Origin of the sequence: Nonomuraea sp. NPDC050680 (assembly GCF_040654555.1) — a bacterium.
Taxonomy (GTDB): domain Bacteria; phylum Actinomycetota; class Actinomycetes; order Streptosporangiales; family Streptosporangiaceae; genus Nonomuraea.
Map to the genome: position 1 here is coordinate 123,006 of NZ_JBFAIF010000004.1, position 18,972 is coordinate 141,977.

Sequence of the window (18,972 nt, forward strand, 5' to 3'; positions counted from 1 at the left end):
AGTCAGACCAGCGCCCATCACGAAACCCGCGTCAAACCCGCGTCAGACCAGCGCCAGCTGCGGGAACCGCGGCTCACGCGCCGGCGGCTCCGGCGGCCCCGACCGCATGCCATAGACCCGGCACAACTGCCCGATCTGCCCCGTGATCCGCTCCTCATAACCGGCCGCCGGCAGCCCCGCCGCGTCGTACAACTCCTCATAGCGCTCCACCAGATGCGGATGCGCCTCACCCAGCCACTGCAGATACCACTGCCGCGTCCCCGGCGGCAGCCGCAACACCACCGGCTCCACCACCCCGGCCCCCGTGGCCGCGATCCGGCGCACCGTCGCCGACAGCTGATCGGCCCCGTCACTGAGCAACGGCAGCACCGGAGCCATCAGCACCCGGCACGACACCCCCGCCTCCACCAGCGCCGACACCAGCTCCAGCCGCGCCTGCGCACCCACCGCACCCGGCTCCACGCCCCGCCGGATCCGCTCGTCGACGAACGCGATCGAGACCGCCACCTGCGCCCCAGCCCGGGCCAGCAAAGCGGCGTCCCGCAACACCAGCGGACTCTTGGTGTAGACGGTGAACGGCACCGCCGCCTCACCCAGCGCCTCCACAATGCCCGGCATCAACCGATAGGTCGCCTCCGCCTGCTGGTAACAGTCACCACTGACCCCCACCGCCAGCGCCTCACCACCCCAACGCGCCAACTCCACCCGCAACCGCGTCACCGCGTTGGGCTTGACCACGATCCGGGTGTCGAAATCCCGCCCCGCGTCCAACCCCAGCCGCCGATGACCCGCCCGAGCACCGCAGCCAAGGCAGGCATGGGCGCAGCCACGATAGGGGGAGACACCCCACCGCTGAGCGATACCCGCACTCTGCGGCACCCGCTCGATCATCGTGCGGGCCTGCGTCTCGTAGAAGCCGTCACGCAGCACCGCCCGCCGCTCGATCAACGGACGATCGTCTGCGGCCTCAACAAGCGAAAGCGCGTCCCAACCCACACCCCCAGTGGAACACGCATTCGACTCCCTTTTCAAGCGCTTCCGCCTCGCCGGCCACCCACCGGCGCCATGCGGCTCCGGGTTCGACACAGGCGCTCTAGCTCACCACACTCATCCTCATGGCCTCGGCAGTGACGGGCAGTGGCTCCCGCGCTACACACGATCACGCCGCGGCCGTCTCACCGCCGTTCACGGGAAAGGATTCCACCATGGCCTGGCTGCTGCTCGCGTTCGCCATCGCCGCCGAGGTCATCGCGACCACCGCGCTCAAACTCAGCAACGGCCTCTCCCACCTCGGCTGGGCCGCCATCGTCGCCATCGGCTACCTCATCTCCTTCGTCCTGCTGGCCCGCGCCCTCAAAACGCAACTCGAAGTCGGCACCGCCTACGCCGTGTGGTCCGGCGCCGGCACCGCCGCCATCGCCCTCATCGGCGCCGCCTTCCTGGGCGAGACCCTCACCCCGCTCAAGATCGGCGGCATCCTGCTCATCATCGGCGGCGTCATCGTCCTCAACCTCGCCGGCGCCCACTGACCCCTGGCACCTCGCCCGCCCGCCCGCCCGCCCGCCCGCTCGCCCGACGAAAACCTCTCGCGCCCCGAAGCCGGGTTATCTACACTGCCCCCGTGCTCAAACCCCACTACCCGATCCTCACCGACCGCCTCCTGCTGCGCCCCTTCACCCCCGACGACCTCCACCCGCTGCACGCCTACGAGTCCCGACCCGACGTCGCCCGCTACCTCTACTGGGAACCCCGCGACCTCGACACCGTACGCACCTTCCTCGAAAAGAAGATCACCCGCGTCGCCCTCCTGAACGAAGGCGACGCCCTCGACCTCGCCATCACCCTGCGCGAGAGCGGCCAACTCATCGGCAACGGCGTCCTGATCTGGACCAGCCAACAGCACCGCCAAGGCGAGATCGGCTACATCCTGCACCCCGACCACCACCGCCGCGGCTACGCCCCGGAAGTCGGCCGCGAACTGCTCCGACTCGGCTTCGAAGGACTCGGCCTGCACCGCATCGTCGGCCGCCTCGACGCCCGCAACACCGCCTCCGGCCGCGTCCTGGAGAAACTCGGCATGCGCCGCGAAGCCCACCTCATCGACAACGAGCAGGTCAAAGGCGAATGGTCCTCCGAGGTCATCTATGCCATGCTCGACTCCGAATGGACACCATAAACATCCTCCACCTCGCCCTGGCCGCCGACTGGGCCGACGCCCAGCCGGCGGGGGAGTACCGCATCTCCACCCTCGGCCGCACCCTCGACCAAGAAGGCTTCATCCACTGCAGCCGCGACCTCGACCAACTCCACGGCGTGCACACCGCCTTCTACGGCCACCTCACCCAGCCGCTGCTCATCCTCCAGATCGACCCCGCCGGACTCGACATCCGCCTCGAAAACGGCTTCCCCCACCTGTACGGCCCACTGCCGCTCAACTCGGTCACCGCCGTACACCCCTACGCCTGACCTTCCTCCGCGCGCTCGCCCCCGAGCGGACCTTCGGGCCGGACCGGCTGCCCGCCACAACGAACGCGAGCAGCCGCCCCGCAACCACTACAGCGTCAGGGTCCATCCGTTGATGAAGCCCTTGTCGCCCTTGGCGAGATCTTCCGCACGCAGCTTCCAGGTGCCATTGGCCGCCGAAGCGCTGGCGTTCACCCAGTAACTCTCGTCAATATTGTCGGTGCCGTCCTTGGCATCGGCGGCGCGCAGCGGATACACCTTGCCATCCGGCGCGACCAGATCGAGCTTCAGGTCACCGCGCCAGGTGTGGTCGATCTCGACATGAACCCGGGAACGGGTGGGGGCGTTGCCGTTGATCCAGGCCAGGACGATACCGGATTCGGCGACACCGGGATCGGGGATGGCGGTGTCGTCCCAGTTACCGAAGCATGGCAGCCGGATCGACCAGCCGTCGATGAAACCGGTGTCGAGATATTCGACGTCCTGCACCCGCAGCTTCCACGTACCACTGGCCGGGGACGCGCTGGCATTGACCTGATAGGTCTCGTGCAGAATGTCGGCGCTGTCATTGGGGTCATTGGCCTGCAACGGGTAGACCTTGCCATCCGGAGCGAGCAGGTCGATCTTCAGCTCGCCACGCCAGGAGTGGTGAATGTCGACGTACACCTCGGTAGTGGCGGGCGCGCTGCCGAGCAGGCCGGCGACCGCGATGGACGACGTCACGGTGCCATGGTCGGGAATCGCGATGTCCTTCATGTTCTCGTAGTACGGAACGGGCCAGGCGCCGGCGTCAGGAGCCTTCCCGAGCACGGCGGCGTCCACCTGGATACGGGGAGTGGTCACGCCGTTGTAGGCGATGGCCTTACCGGTGCTCTTCAAAGCGGTCTCGAGCTGGGCCAGCGGCGCGTCGGGCATGGCCTGGCGCAACACCGCCAAAGCGCCGGTCACGTGCGGGGCGGCCATCGAAGTGCCGTTCAAGGAGGCCCACTTGTTACCGGGCACGGAGGAGACGATGGACACACCAGGAGCGAACAGATCCAGCAGAGCGCCGCGGTTACTGAAAGCGGCCACACCATCCTGATCGGTGGTCGCACCGACGGTGATGGCCGAGGACACACAAGCCGGCGCGGCCACGGCGGTGCCGAAGCCGTCATTACCGGCCGCGATCACCGTGGCCACACCCGCGGTACGCAGACCGTCGATGATCGCCTTGCGCGGGTCACCGTCGCAGGCGGCGGTGTACTGGCCACCACCCAAGCTCAGGTTGGCGGCCACCAGCGGCACCCCCTCGTCCTTCAGCTCCAGCACCTTCTCCAAGCCGGCGAGCTGAGCGCTGGTGAAACTGAGCACGCACGGGGCCGCACCCGCCCCGCACAGGTCTTCGGAGGTGAACTTGCTGAACACCTGGATGGCGACGACCTCAGCGCCGGGCGCGACGCCGGCCGGCGGGGCGCCGGTCACGCCCGTGCCGTCGCCGACCGCGATGCCGGCCACGTGGGTACCGTGGTCGCAGTCCAGCGCGGCATCGGCGCACGGGCCCTGGTCGGCGTCGGCCGCACCGGGACCTTCCTGCTCGGCGGTGCCGTCGGGACACAGGCTGGTGGCGGAGTAGTCGGCGTCGATGGGGGAGAAGCAGGCCTCCTCCAGCACCCGGTCCTTGAGGAAGGGGTGATTGACCGCGACGCCGGTGTCCAGCACGGCCACCACGCTGCCGGCGCCCGTCTTGCCCGCCGCCCTGGTCTTGTCCGCGCCGATCAGCGGGACACTCTCGGCCAGCACCGGCCGCACCGGCTTGTCCTCGCTCACGCTCACCACGCTGGGCAGCTTGGCCAGCCGGTCCAGCCCGGCCTGGTCGACATGCAGGGTGATCAGCGGGAAACGAGTCAGCTGCTGAACGACCTGGCCGCTGGAAGCCGCGTCCGGCAGGTCGGCGAGGGTCTTGCTGACGACATTCACCCGGATCTTGCCCGCCGCGGCCACCCGCGCACTGAGCTGGGGTTCGATATAGGGGGCCGCCGAAGTGCCCTGCTGAGCGGTCGAAGTGCCCTGCTGTACGGTCGAAGGGGTCTGCTGTACGGCCGAAGCGGACGCTGCGGGAGCCGTGGGCGGGCCCGCTGCCGCCTGGACCGGCCCGCTCGCGAGCACCATGGTCGCCAGCGCCGCGATGACACAGGATAAGACTCGTAATTTCATGACGTACCGCGCCTTACATGAAAGAGGTGCAGGGAGACGACGCCGGCATGAGGGGTGGCCGGACGGCGACCGAAGCCGCCATCCGGCCGAGGGAAACCCCCGAAAAGGTCAGAGCTCAGGAGTCACGTCGGGCTCGCGCAGTTCTCAGGGGTTGCCGTACTTCTTGACGAACTGGTAGTACGTCCAGGCCCACGCCCTGCAGTCGGGCCGCACCAGGATGAAGTAGCCGCCACACACCTTGTCACGCATCGTGATGTAGAAGCGGTTGTCCACGTCGAGCTTTCGCGCACGGGTGTTGTCGAGGTAGTACCTGTAGTGCTTCTTCTTGTTGGCGATCAGGCCGTACCCATAGTCGTGGGAGTCACAGGCAGGCCGCATATCGAAGTTATGCGGCTTGTCCGGAGACTTCGTGCAGTGGTCGTAATAGATACCCCTGACCTTGAAGCCACTGGCGGTCCGCTTCCAGTCGGGCTTACGCCACTTGCCGCCATGCCACGCCCAAGCCGAGCAGCCCGACTTCGTGTACCACATCCAGGTCGCGGCCGTGCTGCACTTCTTCGGGTAGGACTGCGGGGGATCCACACCATCCGGCAGGAAGTCACCGGCCGGCGGCTCGGTGGCGTTGGGGTCGTCGAGCCCGGCCGCGCCCACGGTCGTCCCGCCGTTGGCCGGCATGTCGGTACCGGTCGCGGTCACCTGGGGAGCCGCGACACCCGCCGGGAAGGACAGCTCCCACCCGCCGTTGGTGACGGAATCGATCGACGACAGACGTCCCACCGGGTCATAGGAGTAAGTCCCCTGCACGACGCCGACGCTGGGGTCGCTCACCGTGCGCAGCAGGCCGTTCGGGTCGTAGGAGTAGCTCGCCTCGGTCTGCGGCGTCTCGCTTCCGTAGGTGACCGCGACCTCCTTGAGCCGGCCCGCGAAGTCGCCGTTGGAGGTGCCGGTGGCCGTGGTGGCCGTGGCGTAGGTGAACTTGGTGACCGACGCGGGGTCCGACACGCCGGCCGGCTCCTTCACGGTGCTGACCCGGCCCTGGGTGTCATAGGTGATCGAGGACTTGCCGAAGGCGGCGCTGCCCACATCGGTCACGCGCCAGGGGTCGGCGCTCGGCGCCCCGGCCGGCCGTGACCAGGTGTAGGTCAGCTGGAGGTCACCGGCGCTGACCGGAGTGCCGTCGGCGTTGGTGAAGGTGTCGTCGTCCGCCTCCTGGGCACCCACATCCGACACGAGCGTCTCGATCGTCGTGGTACGCATCGCGCCGACGTTCGCGTCCCACCTGGTGGTCTCAGTGATCTTGGATCCACTGTCGGCCTGGTAGGTCTGGATACCGCCACCGTCAGGGAAGGACACGCTGCTCTTCAAGGGGTAGCGGGTCGAGGTCCCGTCATCGAGTTCCGTGACGACAAGAGTGCCGTTCTGGTTCTCCAGCTTCCGGTTGATCTGACCACCGGCGAACTCTGCCTGCCAGCTCGGCCCGAAAACACCCAGCTCAGGGCGGGTGGCCGGAGCCGACTGCGGCCGGGCCAGATCGCCACCGGCCAGCGCCACACCGTGCTTGCGGCTGATAGCGCCCGCCGACACGTCCAGCTCGGTGAGCTTGAAGGTCTGGTTGTCGGCGGAGTACTGGCCGGGGCCGATCTCCTGCACGTCGGCCGGCGGCGGGTCGGCCAGCACGGCGGCGGAGACATTCGAGGTGACCGTGGCGGCGGAGACCTCTGGGGCGAGGAAGGGGATAAGCATCGCCGTGACGGCGACGGGGAGCGCTAATCGGCGCAAGTGGTGCCTCCCGGTATAGCTAAAAAGTGATCTGATCACCTGGAGGATAAGCGCTGGTAAATCGCTTTGACAAGAGATTGACAATTTCACGGTACGATGTTAAATCGCCGGTGGCGCCATACCTCGGATGGGAATTGTTTATAAGTTTCCGCAGGTCAGAGGCACTTTATAGTGAGCTTATGGCGAATTTATGGCGATCGTGTGGGGCCTTCGATAATAATGACCCCACGGCCCGGCATGAAGACATATTCAGCCATTCACGAGTACGGGACCACAGTAAAGTGACCGCCGCCAGACAGACGAGCCGACTCGATCTGGAACCCCGCGTCCCATCCTCACCCTCCCGCTGAACGGTGCCCCCGAAAACGGGTGGACCTCGCAGATGGTGATCGCCTAGCTTGGACTCTCACCCCAACGTGAGGACTTCGCGCGCATGACGCCGCCTGCTCTTTAGACCTGACACCCACCTGCGCATTGGTCGCCGACGACGCCGTCGGCTCCGTTTTCCATGCCCTTCGTCAGGTCTTCAGAGAGATCATGTCTTCACATCCCCATATCGCGCTGCCCTGGGCCGTGCGACGCACCCGCCTGCCCCTGCTCGCCCTCCGCTGCGTGGCCTGCCCCTGCGGCCACGCCACCACCGGCAACGGCAGATTCCGCGTCAACGCCAACGGCAAACTCCTCGACGTCTGGCTCCTGGTCAACTGCGTTTCCTGCGACCGGACCAGCAAACTCACCGTCCACGACCGCGTCCCGGTCCACACACTGCCCGCTGACCTCCTGGCCGGTTACACGGCCAACTCACCTACCCTCGTCGCCGAGACCCTTCTCGACCCGCTGACCGCCCGGCGCAACCGGTTCGCGCTCGCCTGGGACGGGTGCTGGGAACTCCACGCACCTCCCGTCCCCGAGGATCCGTGGCCCCTGAAGATCACGGTCACCTTCGACGATCCCGTACCAGTCCGCCCCGAACGGCTCATCGCTCATGGATTGGGCATCAGCCGTACTGAGATCGCCCGCAGAGTCAAGATCGACATCCCGCTGAACCGCAGGACGAAACTGGACTTCTCATTCGTCCTGGTGTGGTCGCTCCAGTAGGACCAGACGCTGTCCGCCGAGGCAGAACACGGCCGTGCCGTGCTCTGCCTCGGCCGGCTCGACACAGATCCACCCAGAGGTCTCGGCGACCGCAGCGCCAGTACTGGGGGCCGGTACTTGGGGGCCGGTACCAGGCCGGCACCAGGCGACAAACAGCACACCCGCCGGCTCTTCCCCAGCCGCCACCGCGGCCCGCCCCGGTCAGCCTGCCACGCGATGCGCAGATGCACCCAGGGGCTCGCCAGGCACTGAATCCACCCCTACGCGCACAACACCCGCTGAATCCGCGCCGCCGCGAACCACAACCCCGCCACCGCCATCACCACCAGATAACCCGCATGCCCCAGCAACCCCCACTCCGGCACACCCGAAGCCAGACCCCGCACCAACTCCACCGCGTGATACAGCGGCGTCACCCGCACCACCACCTCCAACACCCCCGGATAATCCGCCACGGGGGAGAAGGTGCCGGAAAACAGAAACAACGAGAACTGCGCCGCCGTCATCAGATCAAAATCCTGCCAGCCACGCAGCACCGTCGACACCGCCATCCCCAGCGCGCCGAACGACACCCCCACCAGCATCGTCGCCGGAAACGCCGCCAGCGCCCACACCGGCTCGGCCAGCCCCAGCACCACCATCACCACCAGGAACAACGCCGTGTAAACAGAGCTGCGCACCATCGCCCAGCTCAACTCACCCAGCGCCACCTCGATCGGCCGCACCGGCGTCGCCAAAACCGCCTCGAACGTCTTCGTATAACGCATCTTGAAGAAGAAGTTGAACGTCGTCTCCGACAACGCCCCGTTCATCGCCGACACCGCCAGCATCGCCGGCGCCACGAACACCGCATAGGACACCACCCGGCCATCACCCAACGGGATCCGGCCCACCAGCGCACCCACACCCACGCCGATCGACAGCAGATACAGCAGCGGCTCGAAGAACCCCGAGACCAGAACCAGCCAGTACGAAGCACCCGAACGCAACGCGCCCACATTGCGGCCCACCACCGCACCCACCCGGCCCGCCGACACACGACCCGCCGAAACCCGGCCGGACACCAGCCGCCGGGCCACCGCCAACGTCACCATCATCAGTCCTGAAGTCGCTTACGGAACGCGTAACCCGCCCACCACAGCCCACCCGCCGCGAAGACCACCAGGTACCCGGCATGCGCCCACACCGGCCACGGGGGAGCGGCCCCCGACGTCGCCGCCCGCGCCAACTCCACCCCATGCCACAACGGCGACACATAAGCCACCGGCCGCGCCAGCACCGGCAACTGCTCCACCGGGAAGAACACCCCCGCGAACAACGTCGACGGCAACATCACGAACCGGAACAGCAACGCGAAATAACTGTCATGATCGATCGTCGCCGAGAACGCCGTCACCGGCGCCGCCACAGCCACCGCCAGCAACGCCGCCACCAGCGGCGTCAGCACCACCCACGGCGAGGACAACGCCCCGAAAACCCCCACCACCAGCAGAAACACCACCACCGCGATCTCGACCCTGAACACGATGTACAGCAGCCAGCCACCGACCATGTCCCACACCGACACCCGCGTCGCGAACATCGCATGCGCCCCGCGATTCCACCGGAACTCACCGAACACCGCATACGTACACTCGCCGACCGCCATCTGGAACGCCGTCGAAGCCAGCACCCCCGGCACGATCCACTCCACGTACGGCACGCCGCCCACCTCACCGACGTAACCGCCCACCCCCAGCCCGATACTGGCCAGGAACAGCACCGGCAACACGAACGACGAGAACAACGACGCCCGCCACAACCGCTTGTACAGCGTCAGATGCCGCTCCAGCACCGCCACCGTCGGATGCGCCATCACTCCACCAACGTCCGGCCCGTCAGATGAAGGAACACATCCTCCAGCGACGAACGGCGCACCAGCACACTGGAGGGCACCAACCCACGCCGATGCACCTCCGACACCGCCGCGTCCCCGTCCTTGGCGTACACCAAGATCCGATCCGGCAGCACATCCACCCGATCACCGATCCCGGCCAGCGGCGCCACGAAATCCGCCAACTCCTGCCCGCCGAAGCGCACCTCCACCACCTCGGGCGAGGAATGGGCCTCGATCAGCGAACGCGGCGACCCCTCGGCCACGATCCGCCCACCGTCCATCACCACCAGCCGATCGCACAACTGCTCGGCCTCATCCATGTAGTGCGTGGTCAGCACCAGCGTCACACCCCGCTGCTTCAACCGGAACAACCGCTCCCACAGCAGATGACGCGCCTGCGGATCCAGCCCCGTCGTCGGCTCGTCCAGCAACACCAGATCCGGCTCGTTCACCATCGCCCGCGCGATCGTCAGCCGCCGCTTCATCCCGCCCGACAGCGGCTCCACCCGGCTCGAGGCCCGATCACTCAGCTGCGCGAACTCCAGCAGCTCCTCGGCCCGGGCCCGCGCCTGCGCCCGCGACAACCCGAAATAACGAGCGTACGTCGTCAGATTCTCGCGAACCGTCAGATCAGGATCCAGGTTGTCCAGCTGCGGGCAGACACCCAGCCGCCCCCGAATCCGCGGCCCCTCCCGCACCGGATCCAGCCCGAAGATCCGCAACTCACCCGCCGACGGCATCGACACGCAACTGATCATCCGCATCGTCGACGACTTACCCGCCCCATTGGGACCCAGGAACCCGAACGCCTCACCAGGCGCCACGTCGATATCGATCCCGTCGACCGCGACGAAATCCCCAAACCGCTTCACCAGCCCACGCGCGCGGACCAGCGACTGCTCACCAGACACGAGCTCAGACCATAACCAACGCCACCGACAGAATCGACCGGTTAAACGCCGCCACACTGAGACCCATGAACACCCGAGCAGCCGCCCAGCGCTTCGCCGACACCTGGCAGCACGGCTGGACCCACCACGACACCGACCGCATCGCCACCCTCTACCACCACGACGCGGTCCACACCTCCATGCCCTTCCGGCCACCACACCGGGGGAGAGGCGCCATAACGGACTACATCCGCTGGTCCTTCAGCACCGAAACCGCACCACACGTCACCTTCGCCACCCCCATCGTGGACGGCGACCAGGCGGTCATCGAATTCCGCGTCCACGCCACCGACGACGGCACACCCATCACCCTCGCGGGCTGCGTCATCGCCCGCTTCGACTCCGACGGGCTCGCCGTACAGACCCGCGACTACTGGCACACCACACAAGGCCACGTATGACCACGCACAAAGAAGCGGTCAGCCCACACACGCAACAAAACCTCTACAAATCGGGCCCGAAGACCCGCCCCGGCACCCGCACAGAACCGGGCACCGGCACAAAAACGATCAGCCCCCCACCCGCGCCCGCGCCGGACCGGCGACAGGAGCCAGAGAAGGCGCGGGAGCCACCGGGGGAGCGGCCTGCCCAACCGGGGCCGAAGGACGCGTCATCTGCTGCGTCCGCTCCATCTCGGCCCGCCGCTCGGCGCAACCACCTCCGCAGTAACCGTTCGTCACAATAAGACGACCTCGCAGTGTCGTATAGGACTCCCGGCCCGTAGCGGGCAGAACTCCCTGACACACCGGACATAACACCGACTGGTTCCCCACGTGCTGCTCCTCTCGCGGCGCGATAGCAGATTTCCCACCCTAAGGCGATCCAGCCAGCAAGGACAGTGAATCAACCGAAGGTCAACCTATCGGTCAGAGCATGGCGGCCTCACGCACCGTAATGATCAAGAACCGCGCCGGCCCACCAGAAGCGGCCGTCACCTCCCGTAACACCCCCTGGCCAGGACCCGTCCGCCACCGATCGACGGTGCGAGGACCAGGGTGACCAACGTCACTATGCGCATCCGCCGACCCACCCCGAGTCAGGACCCCTCTCGAAGAGCGCTACTTGACATAATGTTCATTATCAAGCAATCAAACATGTCCCGCATACGGCATCTTGTTGCCACCTAGACTGAGAAATATGCCGAACTTAGGACCCACGGAGATACTGCTCATCTTCGCACTGATCATCGCTGTGGTCGCGATCATCACCTTCATCGTCATCCGGGCGTCTTTGCGCCGCTGATCTCCGGCGGGCGGCGTTACGATCGAGAGATGCACAGCCTGGCGATCTCCACCGCGGGTCTCGTAGCGCTCACCGCCGTCGTCACCGCCCTGGCCATCTACCTGATCATCCTGGCCGTCCGACTGACCAGGAACCCCCGCAACCGCCCCACCCCCAGCCCCGACCTCGTCGACCAGGCGCGCGAGATGAAGGCTCTCGGCCAGCTCCAGGAGGCCGTCTTCCTCGTACGCGGCGAGACCGGCATGAGCCAGCGCGCCGCCGCCCGCTTCGTCAACCGCCTCTAAATCACCCGAAAATATGCGATACCAGACAGAAGCGGGATTCTGTCTGGTATCGCATACAGCCGCGCCACGTGCGCGATGCGGTTCCCGCAGGGACCGGGTGCCGGGTCACGGTGGCCGGTGAAGTTGGGCCCCTTTTGCGACAGGACAGAAAGCCAGCGCAGAAGGGGCGGAATCCCGGCGGGGTGCCGCAAGTGTCAGGCGGTCCGGTGCCGGGTTTCGGTCGCGCGGCGGGCCTAGCTGTCGGAACGTAGCAGGGGGCTTCGGGGCCTCTCCCCCACATTCGATTCCGACAAATCTGGTTATTTGGGGCTGGTCCGGGCGGATTTTTGCGCAGATGTGTCATCAGCACTTGCTGGTTCATGTCAGCATCGAAGGCATGTACGGGCTATATGGGACTGCCGTAAACATGTGGGACCGGTGGGGTCACCCGCGCCCAGGTGTGCCCGGCTGAGCCGGCCCCTCTCCCCCGGGCTCGCACAGGGCGTGCCCCCGTCACCCTCGAACGACCCGCCTGAAAGAAGCTCTCCCTTGCGTATTCTGCTGCTCTGCTCCTCCTTCAACGGCCTGACCCAGCGCGCCTGGCTGGAACTGCGCAGGGCCGGTCACGACGTCACCGTCGAGCTGGCCGTCTCGGAGCAGGTGATGCTGGAGGCGGCCCAGCTGGCCAAACCCGACCTGATCATCTGCCCGTTCCTGAAGGAGAAGGTCCCGGCCCCGCTGTGGCAGAACCACCGGACGATCATCATTCACCCCGGGCCGCCCGGTGACCGTGGCCCGTCCTCGCTGGACTGGGCGATCGCCGACGCCGAGCCGGAGTGGGGCGTGACGGCGCTGCAGGCGGTGGAGGAGATGGACGCGGGGCCGATCTGGGGGTTCAGGACGTTCGCGATGCCGACCGAGCCGCCGCGTAAGTCCGCGCTCTACAACGGGCCGGTGGCCGATGCGGCGGTGGAGCTGGTGGTGGAGGTGGCGGCCAAGGCGATGGACGCGGCGTTCGTGCCGGTGCCGCTGGATTATCGTTCGCCGCTGGTGCGGGGGCGGTTGCGGCCGGCGATGCGGCATGGCGACCGGGAGTTCTCCTGGTCGGAGCCGACGGACGCGGTGCTGCGCCGGGTGCGTTCGGCTGACGGGGCGCCGGGCGGGCGGGTGCTGCTGGAGGGGCGGTTGATGCGGGTGTTCGATGTGTATCGGGGTCCGGTGGTGGTGGGGACGCCGGGGTCGGTGGTGGCGCGGCGTGAGGGCGCGGTGCTGGTGCATACCGGTGATGGGACGGTGTGGGTGGGGCATCTGCGGGCGGAGGAGCCGGGGGCGATCAAGTTGCCGGCGGCGATGGTGCTGGGTGATCGGGTGGCGGGGCTGGAGGAGCGGCCGGGTTACAGCGAGGTGACCTATGACCGTAGTGACGCGGTGGGGGTGGTGAGTTTCGACTTCTACAACGGCGCGATGTCGACCGAGCAGTGCCGGCGGCTGGCGTCGGCGTTGCGGTACGCGGCGGCGCAGGATACGCGGGTGCTGGTGGTGCGGGGTGGTGAGGTGTTCTCCAACGGCATCCATCTGAATGTGATCGAGGCGGCGCGTCATCCGGAGCTGGAGGCGTGGATGAACATCAATGCGATCAATCAGGTGTGTCGTGAGGTGATCGCGTGCACGGGGCAGCTGGTGGTGACGTCGGTGGGCGGTAACGCGGGCGCGGGTGGCGTGATGATGGGGCTGGGCGCGGATCGGGTTTTGGTGCGTGAGGGTGTGGTGTTGAATCCGCACTATCGGACGATGGGGTTGTTCGGGTCGGAGTTCTGGACGTACGTGCTGCCTCGGCGGGTGGGTGCGTCGGTGGCGGGGCGGTTGACGGGTGAGGCGTTGCCGGTGGGTGCGGCGCAGGCGGTGGAGCTGGGGCTGGCCGATCGGATGATGGCGGGCTCGCGGCTGGAGTTCGAGCGGTCGGTGCTGGAGTATGCCGAGCGGTTGGCGGCCGGGGATGATTATGAGCGGCTGCTGGGGATCAAGCGGGAGGCGCGGGAGGCCGATGAGCGGCGTAAGCCGTTGGAGGCTTATCGGGTGGAGGAGCTGGCGGAGATGAGCCGGGACATGTTCGATGACCGTAATGGGTTCCGGCAGGCGCGTCAGGCGTTCGTGCACAAGCGTAAGGTGGTGGCGACGCCGGATCATCTGGCGGTGCATCGGGAGTTGTCCGGCGCGTCGGCGGGGTCGGGTGCGGCCGCATCTCATATGTGAGATATGTTGTCGTGTTATGACTGATGATTATCTCGTGCGGATCGGCCGGTTGATTCGCGACGCGCGCCAGCACCGTGGGTGGACGCAGCTGCAGCTGGCGGACGCTCTGGCGACGAGCCAGAGCGCGGTGAACCGGATCGAGCGCGGTAACCAGAACATCAGTCTTGAGATGATCGCCCGGATCGGTGAGGCGCTCGACAGTGAGATCGTGTCGCTGGGCTATGCCGGGCCGATGCATCTGCGGGTGGTGGGCGGGCGGCGCCTGTCGGGCAGCATCGATGTCAAGACTTCCAAGAACGCGTGCGTGGCGCTGCTGTGCGCGTCGCTGCTGACCTCGGGGCGGACGATTCTGCGTAAGGTGGCGCGGATCGAGGAGGTCTACCGGATCCTGGAGGTGCTCGCCTCGATCGGGGTGCGGGCGCGGTGGATCAACGAGGGCAGCGATCTGGAGATCGTGCCTCCGGCTCGGCTGGAGCTGGAGGCGATGGACACCGAGGCGGCGCGGCGTACCAGGAGTGTGATCATGTTCCTGGGGCCGTTGATGCATCGTACGGATCAGTTCCAGATTCCGTACGCGGGCGGCTGTGACCTGGGGACTCGTACGGTGCAGCCGCACATGTCGGCGTTGCGGCATTTCGGGCTGGACATCACGGCGACGGGCGGTTTCTATCACGCGCGGGTGGACCGGGGGGTGTCGCCGTCGCGGCCGATCGTGCTGACCGAGCGGGGTGACACCGTGACGGAGAACGCGCTGCTGGCGGCGGCGCGCCACGATGGTGTGACGGTGATCCGTAACGCCTCCTCCAACTACATGGTGCAGGACCTGTGCTTCTTCCTGGAGGAGCTGGGTGTGCGGGTGGAGGGTGTCGGCACGACGACGCTGACGGTTCACGGGGTGGCCTCGATCGATCGGGATGTCGACTACTCCCCCTCTGAGGACCCGGTGGAGGCGATGAGCCTGCTGGCGGCGGCGGTGGTGACGTCGTCGGAGCTGACGATCTGCCGGGTGCCGGTGGAGTTCCTGGAGATCGAGCTGGCGGTGCTGGAGGAGATGGGCCTCGATCACGATCGGGGCGCGGAGTACGCGGCGGCCAACGGGCGGACGCGGTTGGTGGATCTGACGGTGCGGCCTTCGAAGCTGGTCTCCCCCATCGACAAGATCCATCCGATGCCGTTCCCGGGGCTGAACATCGACAATGTGCCGTTCTTCGCGGCGATCGCGGCTACGGCGCAGGGTTCGACGCTGATCCATGACTGGGTCTATGACAACCGGGCGATCTATCTGACGGAGCTGACCCGGCTGGGGGCGTCGGTGAAGTTGCTGGATCCGCATCGGGTGCTGGTGGAGGGTCCGACGCGCTGGCGCAGCGCGGAGATGATGTGCCCGCCGGCGCTGCGGCCTGCGGTGGTGGTGTTGCTGGCGATGATGGCGGGCGAGGGCACGTCGGTGCTGCGCAATGTGTACGTCATCAACCGGGGGTATGAGGATCTGGCCGAGCGGCTGAACGCGCTGGGGGCGCGGATCGAGACCTTCCGCGACATCTGATTTTCTGTCGGTGGGGCCCGCTACCGTCTGCCTGTGTGGATCTTCGGTGGATCTTCGGTGAGGGGGGACGGTGCGGCCTGCTGAGCTGGATCGGCTGACGGTGGTGGAGGCGGCCGATCGCTATGTGGAGCTGGTGCGGGCCAAGACGTTGACGGGGGCGTTGTCGCAGGCGACGGCGGAGCTGTATGCGCGTGATGTGGCGACGTTGGTGGCGTTGGCCGGGGAGTCGACGGTGCTGGACGATCTGTCGGGTGAGGACGTCGACGCGATCTTGCTGGCGTTCGCGCGTAGGCCGGACGGCCGGCGTTCGGTGGGTGGCGGGGGGCAGAGTCCGTCGTCGCAGGCGCGGTTTCGGCGTTCGATCTCGGCGTTGTTCAAGTACGCGTCGCTGGCGGGTTGGGTGCAGATCAATCCGATGACGTTGTCGACGGTGACGGCCAGGGAGCGGGGCGGGTTGCGTCCCGAGCGGCGGGCGTTGACGCGGGAGCAGGCGCAGGGGTTGATCGGGGCGGCGCGCTCGGCGGGTGAGGCGCCGGCGGCGGGGCGGCGTGATCAGCGGACGGAGTTGCGTGATGCGTTGATCGTGTTGCTGTTGTCGACGCTGGGGCCGCGGGTGTCGGAGCTGGTGCGGGCCAATGTCGAGGATTTCTACACCAATGACGGGGTGCGTTATTGGCGGATCTTCGGCAAGGGGGGCCGCACCCGGGATGTGCCGCTCCCCCACGATGTGGCGTTGGCGTTGGAGGCTTATCTGGCGCGGGAGCGGGCGGCGTTGCCGGACAAGGCGTTGTTGTTGTCGTGGCGGGGGCGGCGGCTGGCGCGTGGTGATGTGCAGGCGGTGATCGATCGGGTGCAGCGGCGGGTGGCGGCCGAGCAGCGCCGGTCGGTGACGCCGCATGGGTTGCGGCATACGACGGCGACGCATCTGCTGGCGGACGCGGTGGACATGGACGCGGTGCGGCGGGTGCTGGGGCACAGTGATCTGTCGACGCTGGGGCGTTACCGCGATGAGTTGCCGGGTGAGCTGGAGGGGGCGATGCGGGCGCATCCGTTGTTGAAGCGGGCCGACCCGGATCGGTGAGCGGGCCCGCTGTCGCGGGTGATGTAGTGCTTTGAGTCGGTCGCGCAGGTGGGTGCGCAGTCGTGCGGGGCCATGGATGTCACCTGGAGATCCTGAGTGTCACGCCGGCGGCCGGGCGAGTTTGGCGGCGACGGCGTCGAGGATCCAGTCCAGGCCGGTCGCGAAGGACTCCTCGGCGTCCACCTCGGTGCCGTCGTAGACGGCCTTGGTCAGTGCCGGGAAGCGGCCGGTGTCCAGCATTTTCCTCAGATGCGGGCCGGAGGCGCGCTGCCAGTCGCGCTTGGACAGGCCCGTGGCGCGCTCGGCCCGCAGGTTCGCGATCTCGCGTCTGATCGCGCCGGTGTAGTAGGCGCCGACGGTCTCCACGGCGCGCATGACGGTGTCGAGGTCGGCGAGGCCGTCGAGGGCGGCCAGTGTTGCCTCGGTCACGGCGAGGGCGTTGGGGCCCAGGGTCGGACGGCCGCCGAGCAGGTCGGCCAGCCATTGGTGACGCAGGGTGGCCTGCCTGGTGCGGTGGGCGTGGGTGCGCAGCGCCTCTCGCCAGTCGCCGGGCTGCTCCTCGGGGAGGATCTCGGCGTGGACCTCGTCCACCATGAGGTCGAACAGTTCCTCTTTGGTGGAGATGTATCCGTACAGTCGCATCGGGCCGGCGTCCAGCCGGGCGGCGACCTTGCGCAACGACACCGCTTCCAGCCCGCCCTCGTCGGCCAGCGCGATGGCGGCGGCGACGATGCGCTCCCGGTCGAGCGGGGCGGGGCGTGTCGGCGGCTCCGGCCGGTCCCACACAGTCATGGTTACATCGTACTGTTGCGATACACTGTATTGGTAAAATACAGTATATCGACATGAGACATCGTATCGCCGCAGTGGGAGCCGGCCCCGCCGGCCTTACCTTCGCCCGCGTCCTGCACCGCCTTGATCACCCCGTCACCGTCCTCGAACGCGATCCCGCCCCTGACGCCCGTCCCCCGGGCGGCACGCTGGACCTGCACGAAAAGCTGGGCCAGCTCGCGCTGGACAAGGCGGGGCTGCTGGCGGGGTACCAGGCGCTGTCCCGTCCCGAGGGGCAGGCCATGCGCATCCTGGACACCGACGGGACCGTCCTGCGCGACTGGCGACCCCGTCCGGATGACCGGGCCAATCCCGAGATCGACCGCGGGCAACTCCGTGACCTGCTGCTCGGCCCTCTGGAGGTTCAGTGGGGGCGGGGCGTGACGGAGGTGGTGCCGGGGACCCGGGATGGCGTGCTGGTCCATTTCGCGGACGGGCGACAGGAGACCTTCGACCTCGTGGTCGGCGCGGACGGCGCCTGGTCCCGGGTCCGCCCGGCACTCTCCTCCGCGACGCCGCACTACACCGGCATCACCTCGGTCGAGACCTCCTTGGACGACGTCGACACCCGCCACCCCGACCTCGCCCGGCTGATCGGCGACGGCTCCGTGGCCGTGTACGGCGCGAACCGCTCTCTCGTCGCCCAGCGCAACAGCGGCGGCCACGTCAAGGTGTACGCCAAGTTCCGCGCGCCACTGGACTGGCACACGAACCCGGACTGGCATATGGACCAGGACCTGCGCGCGGGCCTGGACGCGGGCATGGACGCGAACCTGGACCTAGCCGACGTCGAGGCCGTGCGATCGAGCCTGCTGGCCCTGTTCGACGGCTGGGCCGCTCCCGTCCTCGACCTCCTGTGCCAGGGCGCCGCTTTCGTCCACCGCCCCTTGTACGTCCTGCCCGTGTCCCACACCTGGGCCCACGTCCCCGGGGTGACGCTACTGGGCGACGCCGCCCACCTGATGCCCCCGTTGGGGGTGGGCGCAAACCTCGCGATGCTGGAAGGCGCCGAACTCGCCGAGTCCATCGCCGCCGCCGCCGGCTCTGGCGATCTGGACAAGGCTGTCCGCGTCTTCGAGGAGCAGATGTGGGCGCGGGCCGGCAGGTGGGCGGAGATCACGGCGGCCGGCCTGGAACGCCTCGTGAGCTCTGACCCCGCCCAAGCCCTGGCCCTCTTCGACGAAGTCCAGTCGTCCTGACCGGCAGGCGCGAGAGCGCCAGCGGCTCGCCACGGCTTCACGGGGCAGCGCGGCGCCGAACTCGTCAACGCCGGCGCTCCATCGAGGCCGCCCGCCGCAGCCTCGGCCACGCCTTCACCGAGACCACCCAGCCGTACGCCCTGCTCTCTGACCAGATCTCTGACCAGATCTCTGACCAGATCTCTGACCAGATCTCTG

At 67.6% G+C, this 18,972-nt stretch carries 17 protein-coding genes; 10 read left to right on the forward strand and 7 right to left on the reverse strand.

The features are described 5' to 3' along the window. Nucleotides 1-42: 42 nt before the first annotated feature. The gene (locus AB0H88_RS16300) at nucleotides 43-948 is read right to left on the reverse strand and encodes a radical SAM protein (protein WP_357645037.1); all 906 of its coding nucleotides are present in this window, start codon (nucleotides 946-948) and stop codon (nucleotides 43-45) included. Between the two features lie 257 nt (nucleotides 949-1,205). Here AB0H88_RS16300 and AB0H88_RS16305 point away from each other — a divergent pair, with 257 nt between their 5' ends. From AB0H88_RS16305 to AB0H88_RS16315, 3 genes are all read left to right on the forward strand, one after another. Continuing rightward, nucleotides 1,206-1,529 (forward strand): multidrug efflux SMR transporter, encoded by a 324-nt coding sequence (locus AB0H88_RS16305; protein ID WP_357645039.1) that lies wholly within the window; start codon nucleotides 1,206-1,208, stop codon nucleotides 1,527-1,529. A 92-nt stretch (nucleotides 1,530-1,621) separates the two neighbouring features. After that, nucleotides 1,622-2,176, forward strand: a complete 555-nt coding sequence (locus AB0H88_RS16310; RefSeq protein WP_357645041.1) for a GNAT family N-acetyltransferase — start codon at nucleotides 1,622-1,624, stop codon at nucleotides 2,174-2,176. After that, entirely contained in the window at nucleotides 2,164-2,466 is a 303-nt protein-coding gene (locus AB0H88_RS16315; protein WP_357645043.1) for a DUF952 domain-containing protein, read from the forward strand. The genes AB0H88_RS16310 and AB0H88_RS16315 overlap by 13 nt, the downstream gene beginning before the upstream one ends. 87 nt (nucleotides 2,467-2,553) lie before the next feature. On the opposite strand, the gene AB0H88_RS16320 is transcribed toward AB0H88_RS16315, so the two are convergent. Then, nucleotides 2,554-4,656 (reverse strand): S8 family serine peptidase, encoded by a 2,103-nt coding sequence (locus AB0H88_RS16320; RefSeq protein ID WP_357645044.1) that lies wholly within the window; start codon nucleotides 4,654-4,656, stop codon nucleotides 2,554-2,556. Nucleotides 4,657-4,800: 144 nt separating this feature from the next. Further along, nucleotides 4,801-6,435: a phospholipase A2 gene (locus AB0H88_RS16325; RefSeq protein ID WP_357645046.1), complete on the reverse strand. Its 1,635-nt coding sequence runs from the start codon at nucleotides 6,433-6,435 to the stop codon at nucleotides 4,801-4,803. A gap of 537 nt (nucleotides 6,436-6,972) precedes the next feature. Here AB0H88_RS16325 and AB0H88_RS16330 point away from each other — a divergent pair. Then, complete coding sequence (locus AB0H88_RS16330) at nucleotides 6,973-7,533, forward strand: DUF1062 domain-containing protein (protein WP_357645048.1); 561 nt, start codon at nucleotides 6,973-6,975, stop codon at nucleotides 7,531-7,533. 260 nt (nucleotides 7,534-7,793) lie between these two features. Here the strand turns inward: AB0H88_RS16330 and AB0H88_RS16335 are convergent, their stop codons facing one another. Genes AB0H88_RS16335 through AB0H88_RS16345 form a run of 3 tightly spaced genes read right to left on the reverse strand, consistent with a single transcriptional unit; the run spans nucleotide 7,794 to nucleotide 10,377 of the window. Beyond that, entirely contained in the window at nucleotides 7,794-8,630 is an 837-nt protein-coding gene (locus AB0H88_RS16335; RefSeq protein WP_357645050.1) for an ABC transporter permease, read from the reverse strand. Continuing rightward, nucleotides 8,630-9,388, reverse strand: a complete 759-nt coding sequence (locus AB0H88_RS16340) for an ABC transporter permease (RefSeq protein WP_357645052.1) — start codon at nucleotides 9,386-9,388, stop codon at nucleotides 8,630-8,632. The genes AB0H88_RS16335 and AB0H88_RS16340 overlap by 1 nt, the downstream gene beginning before the upstream one ends. Beyond that, nucleotides 9,388-10,377: an ATP-binding cassette domain-containing protein gene (locus tag AB0H88_RS16345; protein WP_357645055.1), complete on the reverse strand. Its 990-nt coding sequence runs from the start codon at nucleotides 10,375-10,377 to the stop codon at nucleotides 9,388-9,390. The genes AB0H88_RS16340 and AB0H88_RS16345 overlap by 1 nt, the downstream gene beginning before the upstream one ends. An 8-nt stretch (nucleotides 10,378-10,385) precedes the next feature. Between AB0H88_RS16345 and AB0H88_RS16350 the strand changes: the two genes are divergently transcribed. The 5 genes from AB0H88_RS16350 to AB0H88_RS16370 all read left to right on the forward strand — a co-directional run bounded on the left by AB0H88_RS16350 (nucleotide 10,386) and on the right by AB0H88_RS16370 (nucleotide 16,744). After that, the gene (locus AB0H88_RS16350; RefSeq protein WP_357645056.1) at nucleotides 10,386-10,760 is read left to right on the forward strand and encodes a nuclear transport factor 2 family protein; all 375 of its coding nucleotides are present in this window, start codon (nucleotides 10,386-10,388) and stop codon (nucleotides 10,758-10,760) included. Between the two features lie 870 nt (nucleotides 10,761-11,630). After that, on the forward strand, nucleotides 11,631-11,885 hold the full coding sequence (locus tag AB0H88_RS16355; RefSeq protein WP_225292743.1) for a hypothetical protein: 255 nt from the start codon (nucleotides 11,631-11,633) through the stop codon (nucleotides 11,883-11,885). Nucleotides 11,886-12,413: 528 nt separating this feature from the next. Then, nucleotides 12,414-14,117: an enoyl-CoA hydratase-related protein gene (locus tag AB0H88_RS16360; RefSeq protein ID WP_357645059.1), complete on the forward strand. Its 1,704-nt coding sequence runs from the start codon at nucleotides 12,414-12,416 to the stop codon at nucleotides 14,115-14,117. After that, on the forward strand, nucleotides 14,095-15,663 hold the full coding sequence (locus AB0H88_RS16365; protein WP_357645061.1) for a UDP-N-acetylglucosamine 1-carboxyvinyltransferase: 1,569 nt from the start codon (nucleotides 14,095-14,097) through the stop codon (nucleotides 15,661-15,663). Before AB0H88_RS16360 ends, AB0H88_RS16365 begins: the two co-directional genes overlap by 23 nt. Before the next feature lie 70 nt (nucleotides 15,664-15,733). Further along, nucleotides 15,734-16,744, forward strand: coding sequence for a tyrosine-type recombinase/integrase (locus AB0H88_RS16370; protein ID WP_357645063.1), 1,011 nt, complete (start codon nucleotides 15,734-15,736; stop codon nucleotides 16,742-16,744). Nucleotides 16,745-16,843: 99 nt separating this feature from the next. Here the strand turns inward: AB0H88_RS16370 and AB0H88_RS16375 are convergent, their stop codons facing one another. Then, nucleotides 16,844-17,536 carry a TetR/AcrR family transcriptional regulator gene (locus AB0H88_RS16375; protein ID WP_357645065.1) on the reverse strand — a complete coding sequence of 231 codons (693 nt, stop codon included), beginning with the start codon at nucleotides 17,534-17,536 and terminating at the stop codon, nucleotides 16,844-16,846. 53 nt (nucleotides 17,537-17,589) lie between these two features. Here AB0H88_RS16375 and AB0H88_RS16380 point away from each other — a divergent pair, with 53 nt between their 5' ends. Further along, entirely contained in the window at nucleotides 17,590-18,774 is a 1,185-nt protein-coding gene (locus tag AB0H88_RS16380; protein WP_357645067.1) for an NAD(P)/FAD-dependent oxidoreductase, read from the forward strand. Nucleotides 18,775-18,972 lie beyond the last annotated feature (198 nt).